We start from the raw sequence: 16,700 nt of genomic DNA, 5'->3' as shown, positions 1-16,700 counted from the left end.
ATGACGCGTGGCGCAGCGATCGTGGGTTGGGCGCATACCCCCTTCGGCAAGCTGGACGAACCCGATGTCGAGAGCCTGATTGGACGGGTCGCGGCCGCCGCGCTCGATCATGCCGGCGTCGCGCCCGCCGATGTCGATGCCATCACCGTCGGGGTCTACAATAACGGCTTTTCCCGGCAGGGATTCGAAGGCGCGCTGGTTGCGACGAACCTTCCCGATCTTGCCTATGCGCCATCCATGCATGTCGAAAATGCCTGCGCCACCGGATCGGCGGCCTTGTATTCGGCGCTCGATTTCATCGAAAGCGGCCGCGGCCGCATCGCGCTCGTGGTCGGTGCGGAAAAGATGACCGCGACTGCGGGCAGCGAGCTTGGCGACATCCTGCTGACAGCCTGTTATCGAAAGGAGGAAATGGGCGAGTCCGGCTTTGCCGGAATCTTCGGCCGCATCGCGCAGACCTATTTCCAGCGCTACGGCGATCGCAGCCAGGAACTCGCCATGATCGCCGCGAAAAACCATAAGCACGGCCTCGCCAATCCGCTGGCCCATATGTGTAAGGATTTCGGTTTCGATTTCTGCAATACGGTGTCGGACCGGAATCCCCTCGTGGCCGGACCGCTGCGCCGGACCGATTGTTCGCTGGTTTCCGACGGCGCAGCCGCGCTGGTCGTCGCCGACGAGGAAACCGCACAAACGCTGCGGCGGGCGATCTCCTTCCGCGCCCGGCAGCACGTCAACGATATGCTGCCTCTGTCGCGGCGCGATCCCGTCGCCTTCGAGGGCGCCAGGCGCGCCTGGAGCAGGGCGAAGGCAGATGCGGGAATCGCGATCGACGATCTGGATCTGGTCGAGACGCATGACTGCTTCACCATCGCCGAGATGATCGAGTACGAGGCGATGGGCCTCGCCGAGCCGGGCCAGGGCTGGCGCGTGGCCCGCGAAGGCCAGTCCTCGCGCGGCGGGCGCCTGCCGGTCAACCTGTCCGGCGGCCTCAAGTCGCGCGGACATCCGCTGGGCGCCACGGGCGTGTCGCAGCATGTCATGGCCGCCATGCAGCTGGTCGGCGAAGCCGGTGAAATGCAGCTTCCCGACGCGGCTCTCGCCGGCGTCTTCAATATGGGTGGCGCGGCCGTCGCCAACTACGTTTCGATCCTGGAGCGTACCAAGTGACGACTCCGGCGGCCCAGCCGGTGCCGGTCGGCGGCATCGCACGTGTATCGCGCCGCGTGATGAACCTGGCGCATTTTCTGACCCAGAATGCCCGTCGTCATGGCGACCGCGTCGGCTTCGTCTGGGGCGACAGGTCCTGGACCTGGCGCGAGATCGACGGCCTCGTCACTGCCCTGGCGGCGGCGCTGGCGGCGCGCGGCATCGGCAAGGGCGACCGGATTCTGGTGCATTCCAAGAATTGCGACGAGATGTTCTGGTCGATGTTCGCCGCCTTCCGGCTCGGGGCCGTCTGGGTGCCGACCAATTTCCGGCTGATGCCGGATGAAGTCGCCTATCTTGCCACCGCCTCGGGCGCCAGGGCGTTTCTTTGCCACGGCGATTTTCCCGACCATGCGGCGGCCGTCGCCGAGGCGAGCCGGACGCTTGTCTTCACCTGGCGGATCGGCGAGGGGACTCTGGGCGAAGCGTCGGTGCAACAGAAGATCGCCGCCCATGGCGGCACGCCGGTGGCGGATGCCGAGGTCGAATACGACGATCCATGCTGGTTCTTCTTCACCTCGGGCACGACCGGCCGTTCGAAGGCTGCGGTCCTGACGCACGGCCAGATGGCCTTCGTCGTCACCAACCACCTTTGCGACCTGATGCCGGGCACTACGGAGCAGGACGCCTCCCTCGTCGTCGCGCCGTTGTCGCACGGGGCCGGCGTGCATCAGCTGGTGCAGACCGCGCGGGCGGTTCCGACCATTCTGCTGTCGAGCGAACGGTTCGACATCGACGAGGCATTCCGGCTGATCGAGGCGCATCGCGTGACCAACATCTTCACGGTGCCGACAATCCTGAAAATGATGGTCGAGCATCCGTCGATCGACCGTTACGATCATTCCTCGTTGCGCTATGTGATCTATGCCGGCGCGCCGATGTATCGCGAAGACCAGAAGGCGGCGCTGAAGAAGCTGGGCAAGGTGCTGGTGCAGTATTTCGGCCTCGGCGAGGTGACGGGCAACATCACCGTTCTGCCGCCGGCCCTGCATGACGCCGAGGACGGGCCGCATGCGCGGATCGGCACCTGCGGATTCGAGCGCACCGGCATGCAGGTTTCGATACAGGACGACGACGGACGCGAACTTGCGCCGTTCGAAACCGGCGAAATATGCGTGATCGGCCCGGCGGTTTTCGCCGGCTATTACGACAACCCCGAGGCCAATGCCAAGTCCTTCCGCAACGGCTGGTTCCGCACCGGCGATCTTGGACATATGGACGAGCAGGGTTTCGTGTACATCACGGGTCGCGCGTCCGACATGTATATCTCGGGCGGATCGAACATCTATCCGCGCGAGATCGAGGAAAAAATCCTCGCCCATCCGACAGTGAGCGAAGTCGCCGTCCTTGGCGTACCCGATCCGGTCTGGGGCGAGGTGGGTGTGGCGGTCTGCGTTCTGCGCGAGGATGCCGCGCCGATCGGCGAAGCCGAGCTGGCCGATTTCCTGGCCGCGAAAGTGCCGCGCTACAAGATGCCGAAACGCTGGTTCTTCTGGGATGCGTTGCCGAAATCGGGCTATGGTAAAATACCCAAGCGCCTGGTGCGGGACGAACTCGAGGCACGCGGTCTGCTCGATGCCATTGACCAGCAGGTGGGATCATGACGATGCGGCGTACCGCCCAGCCGGGGCCGAAAACACCCGAGCGCATCCAATGGGTGGAGGGGCGCGGCCGCGCCTTCTCCTTCACGCTGCCGGCCGGCCTGTCGCTGCTGGAGGCGGTGCGCCGCGGCTTTGCGGATGCGGGCTTCGTCGGCGGCGTCGTCAATGCTGCCGAGGGTGCGTTCGCTCCCTTCGCCTATGTCATTCCGGCCCTTTCCAAGGACGGGAGGAATGCCGCCTTTTACAGCGAGACCTTCCGTCCCGCCGGCATCACGCGTCTGAAGATGGCGTCCATGACGCTCGGCCGCAACGAGGGAAATCCGTTCATCCATTGCCACGCCGTATGGAACGAGGCCGACGGGAGGATCATGGGGGGCCATGTTTTGGCCGACCAGACTATCGTCGCCGAACCTTTCCTGGTACAGGCATTCGGCTTCGATGGCGGCGTCTTCGACGTCGAGCCGGATGCCGAGACGAATTTCAAGCTGTTCGGGCCGGTCCCGCTGAAGCCGGCGGGCAGCAAGGCCGCCGCCCGGGCTTTTGCCTTGCGCCTGCGGCCAAACCAGGATTTCGCCCATGCCCTGGAAGGTTTCTGCGCGGCACGCGGCATCACGCGGGCCCGGCTTCACGGCGGGGTCGGCAGCACGATCGGGGCGCGGTTTGCCGATGGCCGTCGCGTCGAGCCCTTTGCCACCGAGCTGGCCGTCCGGCCGGCGGAGATTGCCGCGGGGCCGGCTGGAGGCCTGCAGGCCGAACTGGATGTCGGATTGGTCGACTATCAGGGCGATGTTGCGGAAGGCCGGCTGGTACGGGGAGACAATCCGGTGCTGATGACTATGGAACTGGTGCTCGAAGTCTTGTGACGAGCCAGGTCTCGTGCAGAGCCAGCCCTGGCTTGCCGCATTACGTGCTTATGCGCCGCAGCCGTATAGGAACAGGTTGACGGCATGGTCGACCACCTTGTCGATGTCGGCGCGGGTCGCCGCCTTGGGCAGGGCATCCAGCAAAAGGCCAAGCTGGCGATGCCCGAGCACCATGCCCAGGAACTGCTCGGCCGCCAGCAATGTGTCGCCGATGCGCAACTCGCGGCGCGATTCCAGGTAGCGGGCGAGCGTTGCCACGATCGGGCGCGGACCGCTTTGGTGGATCAGGCGTCCCAGCTTCGGATAATGGGCCGCTTCGGCAACCAGGAGTCGGTACAGGGCCAGCGATTGCGGCGCCAGTGTCAACCGGAGATAGGTTGCGCCGACCCGCCGCAAGGCCTGCTCGGGCGGCAGGCCGGCGATCGCCAGCTGGTCGATTTCCCGGGTCAGCTGCCCGGCAATATCCTCTATGATGGCGCCGAACAGCGTCGCCTTGTCGGAGTAATGCGCATAGACTGTGATCTTCGATACCCCGGCTCGCGCAGCGATCAGATCCATGCTGGCGGCATGAAAGCCGCGTTCGAGGAAGACACGCTTGGCCACGGCGAGAATTCCGGTCCGTTTGCGCAGATCCACCGGCCGACCGCGCCGCCGCGCATGCTCCGCACCGAACCCGGCGTCGTCGGATGCGGCGACCTTCGGCTCCCGCCTGCGGGAGATATCTTGTCTGTTGCGCGGCATATTTTCTGTACCCTATAGTATAGTTATTGACGGCCCTTGGCGACAAGGCAAACCCTGCAGCGTAGACAGGACTTTGCCATCAATGATGGTGCCGGCAGGGAGAGGCGGGGATAGGAATGCGTAAGGCTTTTGTTGCGGCCGTCGCGGGGCTGGCTGTCGTCGGCGTCGGCGTGTGGCAGTTTGCTCCTCAGATCAGGGCCATCTTCGATCCCGCTGCCGTCGCGTCGGCCACGCCCAAACCGGGCACCGAGCCGGGCAGCAGCAGCGCGCCGATCCCCGTCGACATCCAGACCGTCAGCCGCGGCAAGGTGCAGCAGCAGATCGAGGCGGTCGGCAGTCTGCGATCGGAGGAATCGGTGATCTTGCGGCCGGAGATCGCCGGCCGCATAGCGGAAATCCTGTTCGACGAAGGCCGCGCGGTGAAACGGGGCGAGCCGCTGGTGCGGCTGGATGCGGCCATCGCCCGTGCCCAGGTCAGCCAGGCGCGGGCGAGCATCGTCCTCAGCCGGGCGAATTTCGAACGGGCCCGCGAGCTGTTTCAGCGCGGCGCGGGAACCCAGCGGGCGCTCGATGAGGCAACCGCAAAGCTGTCCAGCGACGAGGCGAGCCTGGCGCTGGCGCAGGCGGTGCTGGACAAGAGCACCATCGCGGCGCCGTTCGACGGCGTGGCCGGCCTGCGTCAGGTGAGCGTCGGCGACTACGTCAATCCTGGGCAGGCGATGGTGAACATCGAGAGTCTCGACAGGCTCAAGGTCGATTTTCGCGTCCCTGAGATATATGCCCGCCTGCTGGCGCCGGATCAGGCGATCCGGGTTCGCCTCGACGCCTTGCCGGGGCGCGAATTCGAAGGGCGCGTCTACGCCATCGACCCGGCTTTCGACGCCAATGGCCGCGCCGCCATCCTGCGCGCCCGGCTGCCCAACCCGGACCGCCAGCTCCGCCCCGGCATGTTCGCCCGCGTGACGTTGATCGTCGACGAACGCGACGCCCTGCTGGTGCCGGAAACGGCCTTGCTGCCGTCGGGTACGGATATCTACGTCTTTCGCGTCGTCGACGACAAGGCGGTGCAGACGAAAGTGAAGATCGGCCTGCGCCGGGATGCCCGCGTCGAAATCCTCTCCGGCCTCAGCCCCGGCGATCGGATCGTGGCCGAGGGTGCGATGAAGCTGCGCGACGGCCAGTTCGTCCGCCTTTCGCAGATCCGGGGCTCATAGGCGATGAAAATCTCCGAGCTGTGCATCCGCAGGCCGGTTTTCGCGACCGTCCTCAGTCTGGTGGTTGTCGTGGTCGGCCTGGTGTCGTTCACCCGCCTGACGGTCCGCGAATATCCGAACATCGATCCTCCCGTCGTGCTGGTCGAGACGATATACCGCGGCGCCAGTGCCGAGGTGATCGAGAGCCAGGTGACCCGTGTGCTGGAGGAATCGATCGCCGGCATCGAGGGAATCGACATTCTGCGCTCGATCACGCGGCCGGAGCGCAGCCTGGTCGTCGTGCGTTTCAAGCTGTCGCGCAACGCAGAGGAAACCGCCAACGACGTACGGGACCGCGTAAGCCGCGTGCGCGGCAAGCTGCCCGACGAGATCGAAGAGCCGGTGATCTCGAAGATCGAGGCAGATGCGCAGCCGGTCCTGTATCTGGCGTTTTCCTCCAGCCGCCATTCGGCCATGGAGTTGACCGACTTCGCCGACCGCTTCGTCAAGGACCGCCTGCAGTCGATCCCCGGCGTGGCGGAGGCGCGCATCTTCGGCGAGCGGCGCTACGCCATGCGGATCTGGCTGGATGCCGCGCGGCTTGCCGCTTACGACCTCACGCCGCAGGATGTCGAGGGCGCGCTGCGGCGGCAGAATATCGAGGTGCCGGCCGGCCGCATCGAAAGCCGCAACATGGAATTCACCGTGCTGTCCGAGACCGACCTGCGCACGCCGGATCAGTTCGGCGCGATCATCGTGCGCGAGGTCAACGGCTATCCGGTACGGCTGCGCGATGTCGGGCGTGTCGAGGTCGGGCCGCTCGACGAGCGGGTCAGCGTGCGCTTCAACGGCAAGCCGGCGGTGGCGATCGGCATCGTCAAGCAGGCGGTGGCCAATCCGCTCGAAATCTCCGAAAGCGTGCGCGAGGCCCTGCCGGGCATCATCGACCTTCTGCCGGAGGGCATGCATGTCGAGGTCGCCTACGATACGTCGGTCTTCATCCGCGCCTCGATCAATTCCGTCTATCACACCATCGGCGAGGCGGTCCTTCTGGTGGTGGCGGTGGTTTTCCTGTTCCTGCGCAACTTCCGGGCCACGCTGATTCCCGTGGTGACCATTCCGGCGTCGTTGCTGGGGGCCTTCGCCATCATGTACGCGCTCGGCTTCACCGTGAACACCCTGACCCTGCTGGCGATGGTGCTGGCGATCGGTCTGGTGGTCGACGATGCCATCGTCGTGCTGGAGAACATCTACCGCCATATCGAGGATGGCATGCCGCCGCTGCGCGCGGCCTTTACCGGCGCGAAGGAGATCGGCTTCGCCGTCGTTGCCATGACGCTGACGCTCGCGGCGGTATATGCGCCGATCGGCTTCATGAGCGGCACCACGGGGCGGCTGTTTACCGAATTCGCCTGGGCTCTGGCCGGCGCGGTTCTGGTATCGGGTTTCGTCGCGCTCACGCTCAGCCCGATGATGTGCGGCCGCCTGCTGCGGCACGAGGCCCGGCATGGCATGATCTACAACCTCGTCGAGCGCGGGCTTGAGGGGCTCACCGACGGCTACCGCAGGCTGCTGCGCACCTCGCTCCGGATGCGGCCGCTGGTGATTCTCGTCGGCGTCGTCTTCGCCGGCGCCAGCTATTTCCTGTTCACCGGATTGAAGTCGGAGCTGTCGCCGGTGGAGGATCGCGGCACCGTGATCGGCAGCTTCAACGGCCCCGAAGGCGCCACCATCACTTACATGGAGAAATACGCGCGCCAGGTAGAGTCGATCGTCGAAGCCGTGCCCGAGGCCGAAGCACGCTTCGTGGTGGCCGGCAACCCGATCGTCTCGCAGGGCGTATCGTTCACCCGTCTGAAGCACTGGGACGAGCGCAAACGCAAGCAGCAGGAGATCGTCAACGAGCTGACGCCCAAGTTCCGTGAACTCGCCGGCGTTCGCGGCTTCGTCACCAATCCGCCATCGCTCGGGCAGAATCTCCGGTCCGCGCCGATCTGGATCGTGCTGCAGACCAGCGCCGATTACGACGATCTGAACCGGATGGTGCACGCCGTGATGCAGGAGGCGGCGAAGTATCCGGCCCTGACCAACATCGACACGCGGCTGCAGCTCAACAAGCCGGAGATCAAGGTCTCGGTCAATCGCGAGAAGGCGGCCGACCTCGGCGTCGAGGTTGAGGCGATCGGCCGTACGCTGGAAACCATGCTGGGCGGCCGGCAGGTCACCCGGTTCAAGCAGAACGGCAAGCAGTATGACGTAATCGTGCAGATTGCCGATGTGGCGCGAACCAATCCGGAGGATCTGTCGAAGATCTATGTGCGCGGCAGCGGCGGCCAGATGATCCAGCTGTCCAATCTGGTCGACGTGCGGGAATCGCTTACCGCGCGCGAACTGACCCGGATGAGCCAGCTCCGCGCCGCCGATATCACCGCCAATGTCGCGCCCGGCTATTCCGAGGGCGAGGCGCTGGCGCAGATGGTGGAGGCGGCCCGCAAGGTGGTGCCGGCCAGCGTGCAGATCGATTATTACGGCCAGTCGCGCGAATTTATGCAGGCGTCCGGCGACATCTATTTCACCTTCATCCTGGCGCTGATCTTCATCTACCTGGTTCTGGCGGCGCAGTTCGAAAGCTTCATCGATCCGCTGATCATCATGCTGACCGTGCCGCTGTCGATGACCGGCGCGCTGCTGGCGCTGAAACTGGGCGGCGGCACGATGAACATCTACAGCCAGGTCGGACTGGTGACCCTGGTCGGGCTGATCACCAAGAACGGCATCCTGATCGTGGAATTCGCCAACCAGCTGCAGGACCAGGGCCGTGGCCGGCTGGAGGCGGTGGTGGAGGCGGCGGGCATGCGCCTGCGCCCGATCTTGATGACCACGGCGGCGATGGTGCTGGGCGCGGTGCCGCTTGCCGCGGCGATGGGAGCCGGCGCCGAAAGCCGCAACCAGATCGGCCTCGTCATCGTCGGCGGCCTGCTGCTCGGCACGTTGCTGACCCTCTTCGTGGTGCCGACCGCCTATACTCTGCTGGCGCGCGAGCGCCGTCTCATGCCGGAGTCCGCCGCGCAGGATAATCCGCACCCTGCCGAATGACGGCTTTGCCGCATTCAGCTGTTGAGGTGAAGCAGCGTAGCCGCAACCAGGATGGTCAGTTCGGTATCCGGAAAGGCGTTGACCATCCTGGCGAGCGTATCCCGCGCCGCGCGGTCGGAGAGCTGCGGCAATAGGCTCTTGGCCCGATCTATCAGGCGATGGCGGATATGGCTGCGCTCCATGAAGTCATGCAGCGTGAGATCGGTAAGGCGCGCCGGCAGGGCGGCGGACGGGCCGAGCATGTGTTCGAGTTTCTGGCAATGCGCGACGGTCTGATCGCGGATCTTCCTGAGGTCTGCGGCGATCACGCCTTCCGTGATGGCGGCGCACATGGCGTCGATCGGCGGGATGGCGCCTGTCCATTCGGCAAGCAGCTCCCGAAGCAGCGCGGCCAGCTCGGTATCCGCCGTGGTCTCGAAGCAGGTCGGATCGAGTTCATGCATGTAGCAGGGGGGAGAGGCGTAGCAGGCATGGCCGACATTGGGGTCCTCGTCCGGCCCGGCGATGCTGCTCGGCCGATAACCGCTGCGGAACTGGTCCTGTAATTCGCTGCCGATATCCGCCCGGTGGGAAAGCCGCTTGTGCATATCGCTCGCCGTTTCCTTTCCGGACGTCAGAGGCTGCCCACCAGCTGCTCGGCCGGCAGCGCGGGATACAGGTTGTTCTCGAACTGGTGCAGGGTCGCTTCCGCCTCTCGGATAATATCATTGATGCGCCGGGCTGCCGGCACGATCGTCGTGACCATGCCGCAGCATTGGCCGCCGAACAGGGCCAGTTCGTCGACATTGCCGCAGGTGGTGCGCAGCGGAGAGTCCGTGCTGTAGCGGTAGATCGGGCGGCCGGAATCGGTCGCCACCTGCTCCCACCACAGATCGTCCGGATCATGGCCGACCAGCTGACCGCCGAGCTGGTCGGTGGCGGCATTGCGGATCACGCGCACGGGAGAATGCGGCGGCCAATTGATCGAGAAGGCGTCGGTATAGACGGTGTCTTCCGAGCCGGCGGCAAGCAGGGCGTTCTTATGGCAATCGTGGGCGAAGGATTCGGTCGTCGCCAGGAAAGCCGTGCCGCAATGAATGCCCTGGCCGCCGAGCGAGAGGGCCGCCACCAGGCTGCGGCCGGTGGCGAAGCCGCCGGAGGCGACGACGGGGCAGCCGACCGCCGCCGCGACCTGCGGCAGCAGCACCAGGGAGGATACCGCGCCACGCACATGCCCGCCGGCTTCGAAGCCCTGGGCGATGATGATGTCGGCGCCTGCCGCCTCGGCGGCGATGGCGTCTTTGACCGAGCCGACCTGGTAGAGCACGATGCAGCCGCCGGCCTTGGCCCGCGCGACGGCTTCGGCATCGACGCTCCAGAAGAAGCAGATCGAATGCACCCGCCGGGCGAGGCAGACATCGAGTTCGGCCCTGAAGAGGCTGGGCTCGGTGGCGGCCGGGATCAGGTTGACGCCGAACGGCCGGTCGGTCTCGGCGCGCACGGCATCGATCTGCGCGGCGATGAAGTCCGGCGCTTCGCGCACCATGCCGAGGAAGCCGTAGGCGCCGGCCGTCGAAACGGCGGCGACCAGCTCGGCGCGCGCCACGCCGCCCATGCCGGCCTGCAGGATCGGATAGTGGCATTGCAGAATGTCGCAGATCGGTGTGCGAAGGGGCATGGCCGTCGGCGCCTCGTGCTTGGCTACAGCAGACAATCCACGATATCGGGCTATAAAAATTTGAAAAGCGAATATTAATGACCTATAAAATCGATAATTCCGATATTAACGGCCGAAACCCTTGGATACGGAACTGGCACGGACCTTTCTGGCGGTCATTTCGGCGGGCAGCTTCATCGACGCCGCCGAATTGCTCAACGTCACCCAGTCCACGGTCAGCGCCCGGATCCAGAATCTCGAGCAGCAGCTTGGCTGCGCGCTGTTCGTGCGCAACAAGGCCGGCGTCAGCCTGACGCCGTCCGGGCGGCAGTTCCAGAAGCATGCCGCCATGCTTGTGCGCACCGTCGAGCTTGCGAGGAACGATGTCGGCGTGCCGCGCGGCTTCCGCGCCGCGATCAGCATCGGCGGCCGGTTCGGCCTGTGGGAACAACTGCTCATCAAATGGCTGCCGGCGATGCGCGCCGCAGCGCCCGACATTTCCCTGCGCGCGGAGATCGGCTTCGAGGCCGATCTGATGCAGGGACTGATGGAGGGGCGGATCGATATCGGCGTCATGTATGCGCCGCAAAGCCGGCCGGGCCTGCTCGTCGAACCGTTGCTGGAGGACAGGCTGGTGCTGGTATCGACCAACCCGGAAAGCTCCGCCATTCCCTCCGGCGACTATGTCTACAACGATTGGGGGCCGGAGTTTTACGCCCGGCACAGCGCCAGTTATCCCGATTATACCGGCGCGGCGCTGACGGCGAATATCGGCTGGCTGGGCCTGCAGCATATCCTCAGCAATGGCGGATCCGGATATTTCCCGGCACGGCTGGTCGCGCCGCATGTCGCCAATGGCCGGCTGCATCATATCCGGGGCGCGCTGGAATTCTCGCTGCCGGCCTATCTGGTTTCGCATGCAGAGGCCGACAAGGAGACGATCGGCGTCGCATTGGACAGCCTCAGGCAGTATGCCCGGCAATACTCGTTTTCCTGAAAATCGCGCCGGCGGCCCGCCAGGGCGCGAACCGGTCCCGCCGCTGTTACGGTTTGCCGATCTCCGGTCCCTCTTCGTCGTCGAAGAGGACGCGTTCGGCCGCGCCGTCCAGGTCCTGATATTGTCCGCTTCGCAGCGACCAGAGGAAAGCGAGAAGGCCGGCGGCGCCGAGCGCGATCGACACCGGGATCAGATAGACGAGCACGCTCATTCGGCACCTCCGGCTGCAACAGGCAAGGACTGCGCCGCCCTGTCCGCAAGGCTTGGCGCACCCTTTCGCCCGGTCTTTCGCGGGCGTTCCCTATTGAGACGCAACGCATTGCCGACCACCAGCAGCGACGATGCCGACATCGCGAGCGCGGCGGCCAGCGGCGTGACGTAGCCGGCGACCGCGAATGGCAAGGCGACCGCGTTGTAGAGGATGGCGAGGGCGAAGTTTTCCCGGATCAGCCGGCCGGCGCGCCTGGCGATGGCCAGCGCGAAGGGCACGGCTTCCAGGTTGCCGCGCATGAAGACGAAATCCGCCGCATTGCGTCCGACATCGACGGCGCTGGACGGGGCCATGGAAACATGCGCCGCGGCGAGAGCGGGCGCATCGTTGAGGCCGTCGCCGACCATCAGCACCTTGCGGCCGGCCTGGGCCAGCGCTTCCAGCCGCGTCAGCTTGTCGCCGGGCCGCAGGCCGGCGGCGAAGCGGGTCACGCCAAGATTTCCGGCCAGGCTTTCGACCGCGCCCGCATGATCGCCGGACAGTATCTCGACGGCGATGCCATGGTCCTTCAGAGTTGCGATCGCCCCCTGCGCGCCGGGGCGCAGGCGCTCGCGGAACGCGAAGGCGGCAACCAGCTGCCCGTTGCGGGACAGGATTGTGCGCGATTGCTGCCGCAGGGCCGCAATCGCGGCCGGATCGTCGAGCGCCCATTCCGCGCGGCCGAGCCGAAGCAGCGCCGAGCCGGCGCGCGCCTCGAGCCCCTGTCCGGGAACTTCGCGCAGGTCATCGAGATGCCTGGTCTCGCCGTGCTTGGGTTGCGCGGCCTGTGCCGCCACGATCGCCAGCGACTGGGGATGCCGGGAATGCGCCGCCAGAGCGGCGGCTAGCTCCAGGGCCCGGTCATCGGCGGAGTAGATATGTGCAAGCTCCGGGCAGTCCGCCGTCAAAGTGCCGGTCTTGTCGAAAACCACCGTATCGGCTTCGGCCAGGCGTTCGAGTCCGGCGCCGTCCTTCACCATGACGCCGCGCTCGTACAGGCGGCGCGCCGCGACCACCTGGACGATGGGAACGGCAAGGCCGAGCGCGCAGGGGCAGGTGATGATCAGCACCGCGATCGCGATCGTCGCCGCCCGGTGGTAGTCGCCCGTCGCGACGGCCCAGCCCAGAAAGGCCAGAAACGCGGCGCTATGCACCAGCGGCGCATACAGGCCGGCCGCCTTGTCGGCGAGCCGCCGATAGGCGGAGCGGCCGGCCTCGGCCGCGCTCATCAGCTGAACCATTTCCGCCAGGAAGGAATCGCGCGCCGTGCTGATCGCTTCGAGCCGCAACGGCCCGGTGAGGTTGAGCGTGCCGGCCTCGATGACCGCATCGGCGGAAACCGGCCGCGGCGCGCTTTCGCCGGTCACCAGCGAACGGTCGATCGTCGAGGCGCCGGAGCGTACGCGCGCATCGACCGGCACCCTCTCGCCGGCGGCCAGAAGGATCGTCATGCCAGGCCTGATCTCGTCCACCGGCAGATAGGAGCGGCTGCCGTCCTCATGCTCCACGCTCGCGCCGCGCGCCGTCAGCTTGGCGAGATCGCCGACCGCCGACCGCGCCCTGGCGCGCATGAAATGATCGAGAGTGCGCCCGATGAGCAGGAAAAACAGCAGCATGACGGCGGCGTCGAAATAGGCATGCGGGCCGCCTTGAACCGTATCGTAAAGGCTCATCGCGAAGGCGAGCGCCACGCCGATCGAAATCGGCACGTCCATGTTGGTGCGTCCGTGACGGATGGCGGCCCAGGCGGAGCGATAGAAGATCCGCCCCGAATAGACGAGGGTTGGAAACGCGATGACGGCCGACAGGACATGGAACAGGTTGCGCAGTTCGGCCTCCGCGCCGGACCAGACCGAAACCGAGAACAGCATGATGTTCCCGGCGGCGAATCCCGCCACCGCCAGCGCGCGGATCAGTTCGGCCTGCGTGCGGTCCGTCGCCGCGGCATCGCCACTGCCCAGATGTGCCGTATGGCCGATGGCGGCCAGCGTCTCGGCTATCGGCGGCGGCGGCGCGCCGTCCGGCCAGCGGACGGTGACGCTCTTCGTGGTCAGATTGGCGCGCACCTCCGCCACGTTGTCGAGGCGGCCCAGCGCACGCTCGATGCTGCGAAGGCAGCCGCCGCAATGGATGGACGGAACCGAAAACCTGACCTCGCGCAGATCCTTCCCGGCCAAACGCGAGGCCAGCATGACCTCCTCGCGTGAAGGATAGCCATCCTGCGCGGCTGGCGGGCCGGCATAGGCTGCGGCCTCCGGCGGGTGCTGGTTCATGAGGCGGCTCCGGCCGCTCCCCTCTCGGCGGTTGGCTGTTCAGCCGCATCCAGCGCGCCCCGCATCGTCGAGAAGGCATGCCATGTCGCATGGCCGAGAACCGGGAAAACGACGATCAGCGCGATCAGGCCGGTTGCCAGGCTCAGGGCGAAAAGCCCGACGACGATCGCCCCCCAGGTCAGCATGACGGGCAGGTTGTTCCACACCAGGGCCATGCTCTGTCCCATCGCGGTCAGGGCATCGGTCCGCTCGGCCAGAAGCCGCGGGACGGCAAACACGCTGATGGCGAACGAAAAGGCCGCGAACAGGCCGCCGACCAGGCTGCCGACGACGAGCAGCGCCCAGCCCAGCGGCGTCGTGAGCAGTATCACGAGAACCTCGTTGATGCCGGGGAACGGGCGGAACCCGAAGAAGAGGGCATAGAGCAGGACGGCCGCCCGGTTCCAGAGCATCATCAGCAGGCAAAGAAGCAGTCCGACGAACACGATCTGGCCGCCGGAGCGGATCTTGACGCAGAGCATGTCGGCCAGCGTGACCGGCTGACCGAGCGCCAGCCGCCGGCTCTTTTCATAAAGGCCGGTCGCGCCCAGCGGCGCGACCACCAGAAAGCCGGAGACTGCCGGAAACAGGATGTAGTCGTAGCCGAGATTGAAAAGTCCGGCGACGATGGCCAGCGAGATCAGGAAAACCACCAGGCCGTAGGACAGGCTGAGCCAGGGCCGCCGGGCGAAATCCCGCCATCCCGCCGCAAGCCAGGCGAAGGCGACGGCCGGCGGCACCGCCCGGTCCCAGTTGGGCTTGGCGGGGGCGATGGGAGGAACGACGGGGGGAAGTTCGTCGGTGTCGCGGGTCAAGGCCATAGTGATCCTCCTTGCGCTCAGCAGGACGACTGCGCGGCGCGGAACTGTCCGTCCCGCCCGGGCATCTTGAGATGCGGCACGCAATCGGGCTGCGAGCGCACCGATGTCCAAATCAGATGCGCATTGGCGGCGGTGAAGATGCCGAGCACGGTCAGGATCGCCAGGCCGACCGCGAGCCGTATCCTGATCCGCGCTTTCATTGCGACCCCTTGCCGAGATCGATCAGGTAAAGCGCCAGAATCTTGCGGTCGGTTTCGCTCAGCCGGCCTTCCCAGCTCGGCATATGACCCTGCCTGCCGTTGTAGACGGATTCGTAGATCGAAGCTTCGTCGCCGCCGTAAAGCCAGAATGAATCCGTCAGGTCGGGGGCGCCGGTCTCCGCATTGCCTTTCGCATCCGCGCCATGGCAGGCGGCGCAATTGTCCGCGAAAATCTTCTCTCCGGCGGAGATATGGCCGGCATCCGCCTTTTTCGCCTGGCCCGGATGCGACAGGGCATAGACATAGCTGACCACGTCGGTGATTGCCGCGCGGTCCAGCATCTGGTCGCGGCCCCAGGCCGGCATCTGGGAGGAGCGGCTTTCGGGATGCTGCGCGTTCACGCCGACCCGGATCGTCTCGAAGACGGCCTCGGGCGTTCCGCCCCACAGCCATGCACCGTCGACCAGGCTGGGAAAGCCGGGGCCGCCCTTCGCGCCGATGCCATGGCAGGCGGCGCAATTGTCGCCGAACAGGGCATGTCCGGTTTCGCGCACATCCTTCATCAGGGCCGCATCGGCCAGAATGGCGGCGAAATCCTCCTTGTCGATGCGCTGCGTCCAGACCGCGCGCTTCTCGGCGGCGGCGCGCAGCCCGGCCGCCACTTCCTGGCGGACATCGACGCCGAGCAGGCCCTTGGTATAGGTCCGCCCCAGGGGCCAGGCCGGCATGAGAATCCACCACGCGACGGAGAACAGCACCGTGGCGATCAGGAAGGCGATGATCGGCCAGGGAACCGCGGTATTGAGTTCCTTGATCCCGTTCCACTCATGTCCGGTTGTGGCATGACCCGTATGGGGGTCGCGTTCGATCACGCCCATGGCCCGTTCTCGTCGTTCATGATGCTGTTCTTCGCACGATTGAAGCGCTTGCGGTTTCCCGGCCAGAAGACATAGGCCAGGACGCAAGCCGAAAGGGCGATCAGGTAGAAGAGGCCCCAGGACTTGGCGAGGCCGACCAGTGTCTCATGTTCGAAGCCGATCATTTCTTCTCTCCAGCCGCTTCCTCTTGCTGGTAGGCGGCATCGGTGAGGTGGCCGAGGATCTGCAGGTAGGCCACCAGGGCGTCCATTTCGGTCAGCGATTGGGGATTGCCGTCGAAGGCGCGGATATTCGTCGCCTCGCCATAGCGCGACTTCACGCCATCGGCATCTCCGCTGTCGGGATTCGCCTGATCGTAGGCATCGCTGACGGCGTTCTTGATCATCTCGTCCGTGTAGGGCACGCCCAGCTTCTTCAGGGTTGCCAGATGCTCGGGCAGGTCGTCGGTGCGCAACGGCGTGCTCTTCAGGAAGGGGTAGGCCGGCATGATCGACACCGGAACGACATCGCGCGGATTGTTGAGATGCGCCGCCTGCCATTGATCGGTGTATTTCCCGCCCACCCGCGCCAGGTCCGGACCGGTGCGCTTCGAGCCCCACAGCATGGGATGGTCGTATTGCGATTCCACGGCCAGCGAATAGGGCCCATAGCGCTCGACCTCGTCGCGCAGGGTGCGGATCATCTGCGAATGGCAGGCATAGCAGCCTTCGCGGATGTAGATGTTGCGGCCCGCCAGTTCGAGCGGCGTGTAGACCCGCATGCCGGGGGCGCTTTCGACCGTCTGGTGGATCGTGAAGAGCGGCGCGATCTCGACCAGGCCGCCGATGCTGGCGACGACGATGATCGCCAGGGCGAGCCCGATGGAATAGCGTTCGAGTTTATAGTGGGTCCGGAACATGACGG

16 protein-coding genes are annotated in these 16,700 nt (G+C 65.9%); 6 read left to right on the top strand and 10 right to left on the bottom strand.

Features of this window, described 5'->3' with window-relative positions; all coding sequences use genetic code 11:
* Genes VF194_RS15525 through VF194_RS15515 form a run of 3 tightly spaced genes read left to right on the top strand, consistent with a single transcriptional unit; the run spans position 1 to position 3,673 of the window.
* A complete protein-coding gene (locus VF194_RS15525; RefSeq protein WP_330892097.1) occupies positions 1 to 1,170 on the top strand; it encodes an acetyl-CoA acetyltransferase in 1,170 nt (389 codons plus the stop codon).
* Complete coding sequence (locus VF194_RS15520; RefSeq protein WP_330892096.1) at positions 1,167 to 2,813, top strand: acyl-CoA synthetase; 1,647 nt, start codon at positions 1,167 to 1,169, stop codon at positions 2,811 to 2,813. The genes VF194_RS15525 and VF194_RS15520 overlap by 4 nt, the downstream gene beginning before the upstream one ends.
* Complete coding sequence (locus tag VF194_RS15515; protein ID WP_330892095.1) at positions 2,810 to 3,673, top strand: PCC domain-containing protein; 864 nt, start codon at positions 2,810 to 2,812, stop codon at positions 3,671 to 3,673. Before VF194_RS15520 ends, VF194_RS15515 begins: the two co-directional genes overlap by 4 nt.
* 48 nt (positions 3,674 to 3,721) lie before the next feature.
* On the opposite strand, the gene VF194_RS15510 is transcribed toward VF194_RS15515, so the two are convergent.
* Positions 3,722 to 4,276: a TetR/AcrR family transcriptional regulator gene (locus VF194_RS15510; RefSeq protein WP_330892094.1), complete on the bottom strand. Its 555-nt coding sequence runs from the start codon at positions 4,274 to 4,276 to the stop codon at positions 3,722 to 3,724.
* 254 nt (positions 4,277 to 4,530) lie between these two features.
* Between VF194_RS15510 and VF194_RS15505 the strand changes: the two genes are divergently transcribed.
* Positions 4,531 to 5,628 (top strand): efflux RND transporter periplasmic adaptor subunit, encoded by a 1,098-nt coding sequence (locus tag VF194_RS15505; RefSeq protein WP_330892093.1) that lies wholly within the window; start codon positions 4,531 to 4,533, stop codon positions 5,626 to 5,628.
* A 3-nt stretch (positions 5,629 to 5,631) separates the two neighbouring features.
* On the top strand, positions 5,632 to 8,703 hold the full coding sequence (locus tag VF194_RS15500) for an efflux RND transporter permease subunit (protein WP_330892092.1): 3,072 nt from the start codon (positions 5,632 to 5,634) through the stop codon (positions 8,701 to 8,703).
* A gap of 14 nt (positions 8,704 to 8,717) precedes the next feature.
* Here VF194_RS15500 and VF194_RS15495 read toward each other — a convergent pair whose 3' ends face one another.
* On the bottom strand, positions 8,718 to 9,290 hold the full coding sequence (locus VF194_RS15495; RefSeq protein ID WP_330892091.1) for a hypothetical protein: 573 nt from the start codon (positions 9,288 to 9,290) through the stop codon (positions 8,718 to 8,720).
* A gap of 26 nt (positions 9,291 to 9,316) precedes the next feature.
* On the bottom strand, positions 9,317 to 10,360 hold the full coding sequence (locus tag VF194_RS15490; protein WP_330892090.1) for a nitronate monooxygenase: 1,044 nt from the start codon (positions 10,358 to 10,360) through the stop codon (positions 9,317 to 9,319).
* A gap of 121 nt (positions 10,361 to 10,481) precedes the next feature.
* Here VF194_RS15490 and VF194_RS15485 point away from each other — a divergent pair, with 121 nt between their 5' ends.
* Positions 10,482 to 11,336, top strand: a complete 855-nt coding sequence (locus VF194_RS15485) for a LysR family transcriptional regulator (protein ID WP_330892089.1) — start codon at positions 10,482 to 10,484, stop codon at positions 11,334 to 11,336.
* 46 nt (positions 11,337 to 11,382) lie between these two features.
* On the opposite strand, the gene ccoS is transcribed toward VF194_RS15485, so the two are convergent.
* From ccoS to ccoO, 7 genes are read right to left on the bottom strand one after another with little or no spacing between them, the layout of a single operon-like run.
* Positions 11,383 to 11,547: a cbb3-type cytochrome oxidase assembly protein CcoS gene (gene ccoS, locus VF194_RS15480; RefSeq protein WP_330892088.1), complete on the bottom strand. Its 165-nt coding sequence runs from the start codon at positions 11,545 to 11,547 to the stop codon at positions 11,383 to 11,385.
* A complete protein-coding gene (locus VF194_RS15475; protein WP_330892087.1) occupies positions 11,544 to 13,859 on the bottom strand; it encodes a heavy metal translocating P-type ATPase in 2,316 nt (771 codons plus the stop codon). Before VF194_RS15475 ends, ccoS begins: the two co-directional genes overlap by 4 nt.
* Positions 13,856 to 14,719, bottom strand: coding sequence for a DUF2189 domain-containing protein (locus VF194_RS15470; protein WP_330892086.1), 864 nt, complete (start codon positions 14,717 to 14,719; stop codon positions 13,856 to 13,858). The genes VF194_RS15475 and VF194_RS15470 overlap by 4 nt, the downstream gene beginning before the upstream one ends.
* 17 nt (positions 14,720 to 14,736) lie before the next feature.
* Positions 14,737 to 14,919, bottom strand: coding sequence for a hypothetical protein (locus VF194_RS15465; protein WP_330892085.1), 183 nt, complete (start codon positions 14,917 to 14,919; stop codon positions 14,737 to 14,739).
* Positions 14,916 to 15,797 (bottom strand): cytochrome-c oxidase, cbb3-type subunit III, encoded by an 882-nt coding sequence (gene ccoP / locus VF194_RS15460; protein WP_330892084.1) that lies wholly within the window; start codon positions 15,795 to 15,797, stop codon positions 14,916 to 14,918. The genes VF194_RS15465 and ccoP overlap by 4 nt, the downstream gene beginning before the upstream one ends.
* Positions 15,788 to 15,961 carry a cbb3-type cytochrome c oxidase subunit 3 gene (locus VF194_RS15455; RefSeq protein ID WP_330892083.1) on the bottom strand — a complete coding sequence of 58 codons (174 nt, stop codon included), beginning with the start codon at positions 15,959 to 15,961 and terminating at the stop codon, positions 15,788 to 15,790. Before VF194_RS15455 ends, ccoP begins: the two co-directional genes overlap by 10 nt.
* Positions 15,958 to 16,695 carry a cytochrome-c oxidase, cbb3-type subunit II gene (gene ccoO / locus VF194_RS15450; RefSeq protein WP_330892082.1) on the bottom strand — a complete coding sequence of 246 codons (738 nt, stop codon included), beginning with the start codon at positions 16,693 to 16,695 and terminating at the stop codon, positions 15,958 to 15,960. Before ccoO ends, VF194_RS15455 begins: the two co-directional genes overlap by 4 nt.
* Positions 16,696 to 16,700: the final 5 nt, after the last annotated feature.

Source organism: Ferrovibrio sp. (assembly GCF_036381655.1).
Taxonomy (GTDB): Bacteria; Pseudomonadota; Alphaproteobacteria; order Ferrovibrionales; family Ferrovibrionaceae; genus Ferrovibrio.
Note: the sequence above shows the minus strand (reverse complement) of the source record. Positions and strands in the feature narration are given on the sequence as shown.

Bases quoted from the DNA above. Each gene is read 5' to 3' on its own strand.
- VF194_RS15525 (WP_330892097.1), top strand. From the start codon at position 1: ATGACGCGTGGCGCAGCGATCGTGGGTTGGGCGCATACCCCCTTCGGC.
- VF194_RS15515 (WP_330892095.1), top strand. From the start codon at position 2,810: ATGACGATGCGGCGTACCGCCCAGCCGGGGCCGAAAACACCCGAGCGC.
- VF194_RS15505 (WP_330892093.1), top strand. From the start codon at position 4,531: ATGCGTAAGGCTTTTGTTGCGGCCGTCGCGGGGCTGGCTGTCGTCGGC.
- VF194_RS15500 (WP_330892092.1), top strand. From the start codon at position 5,632: ATGAAAATCTCCGAGCTGTGCATCCGCAGGCCGGTTTTCGCGACCGTC.
- VF194_RS15495 (WP_330892091.1), bottom strand. From the start codon at position 9,290: ATGCACAAGCGGCTTTCCCACCGGGCGGATATCGGCAGCGAATTACAG.
- VF194_RS15490 (WP_330892090.1), bottom strand. From the start codon at position 10,360: ATGCCCCTTCGCACACCGATCTGCGACATTCTGCAATGCCACTATCCG.
- ccoS (WP_330892088.1), bottom strand. From the start codon at position 11,547: ATGAGCGTGCTCGTCTATCTGATCCCGGTGTCGATCGCGCTCGGCGCC.
- VF194_RS15475 (WP_330892087.1), bottom strand. From the start codon at position 13,859: ATGAACCAGCACCCGCCGGAGGCCGCAGCCTATGCCGGCCCGCCAGCC.
- VF194_RS15470 (WP_330892086.1), bottom strand. From the start codon at position 14,719: ATGGCCTTGACCCGCGACACCGACGAACTTCCCCCCGTCGTTCCTCCC.
- VF194_RS15465 (WP_330892085.1), bottom strand. From the start codon at position 14,919: ATGAAAGCGCGGATCAGGATACGGCTCGCGGTCGGCCTGGCGATCCTG.
- ccoP (WP_330892084.1), bottom strand. From the start codon at position 15,797: ATGGGCGTGATCGAACGCGACCCCCATACGGGTCATGCCACAACCGGA.
- VF194_RS15455 (WP_330892083.1), bottom strand. From the start codon at position 15,961: ATGATCGGCTTCGAACATGAGACACTGGTCGGCCTCGCCAAGTCCTGG.
- ccoO (WP_330892082.1), bottom strand. From the start codon at position 16,695: ATGTTCCGGACCCACTATAAACTCGAACGCTATTCCATCGGGCTCGCC.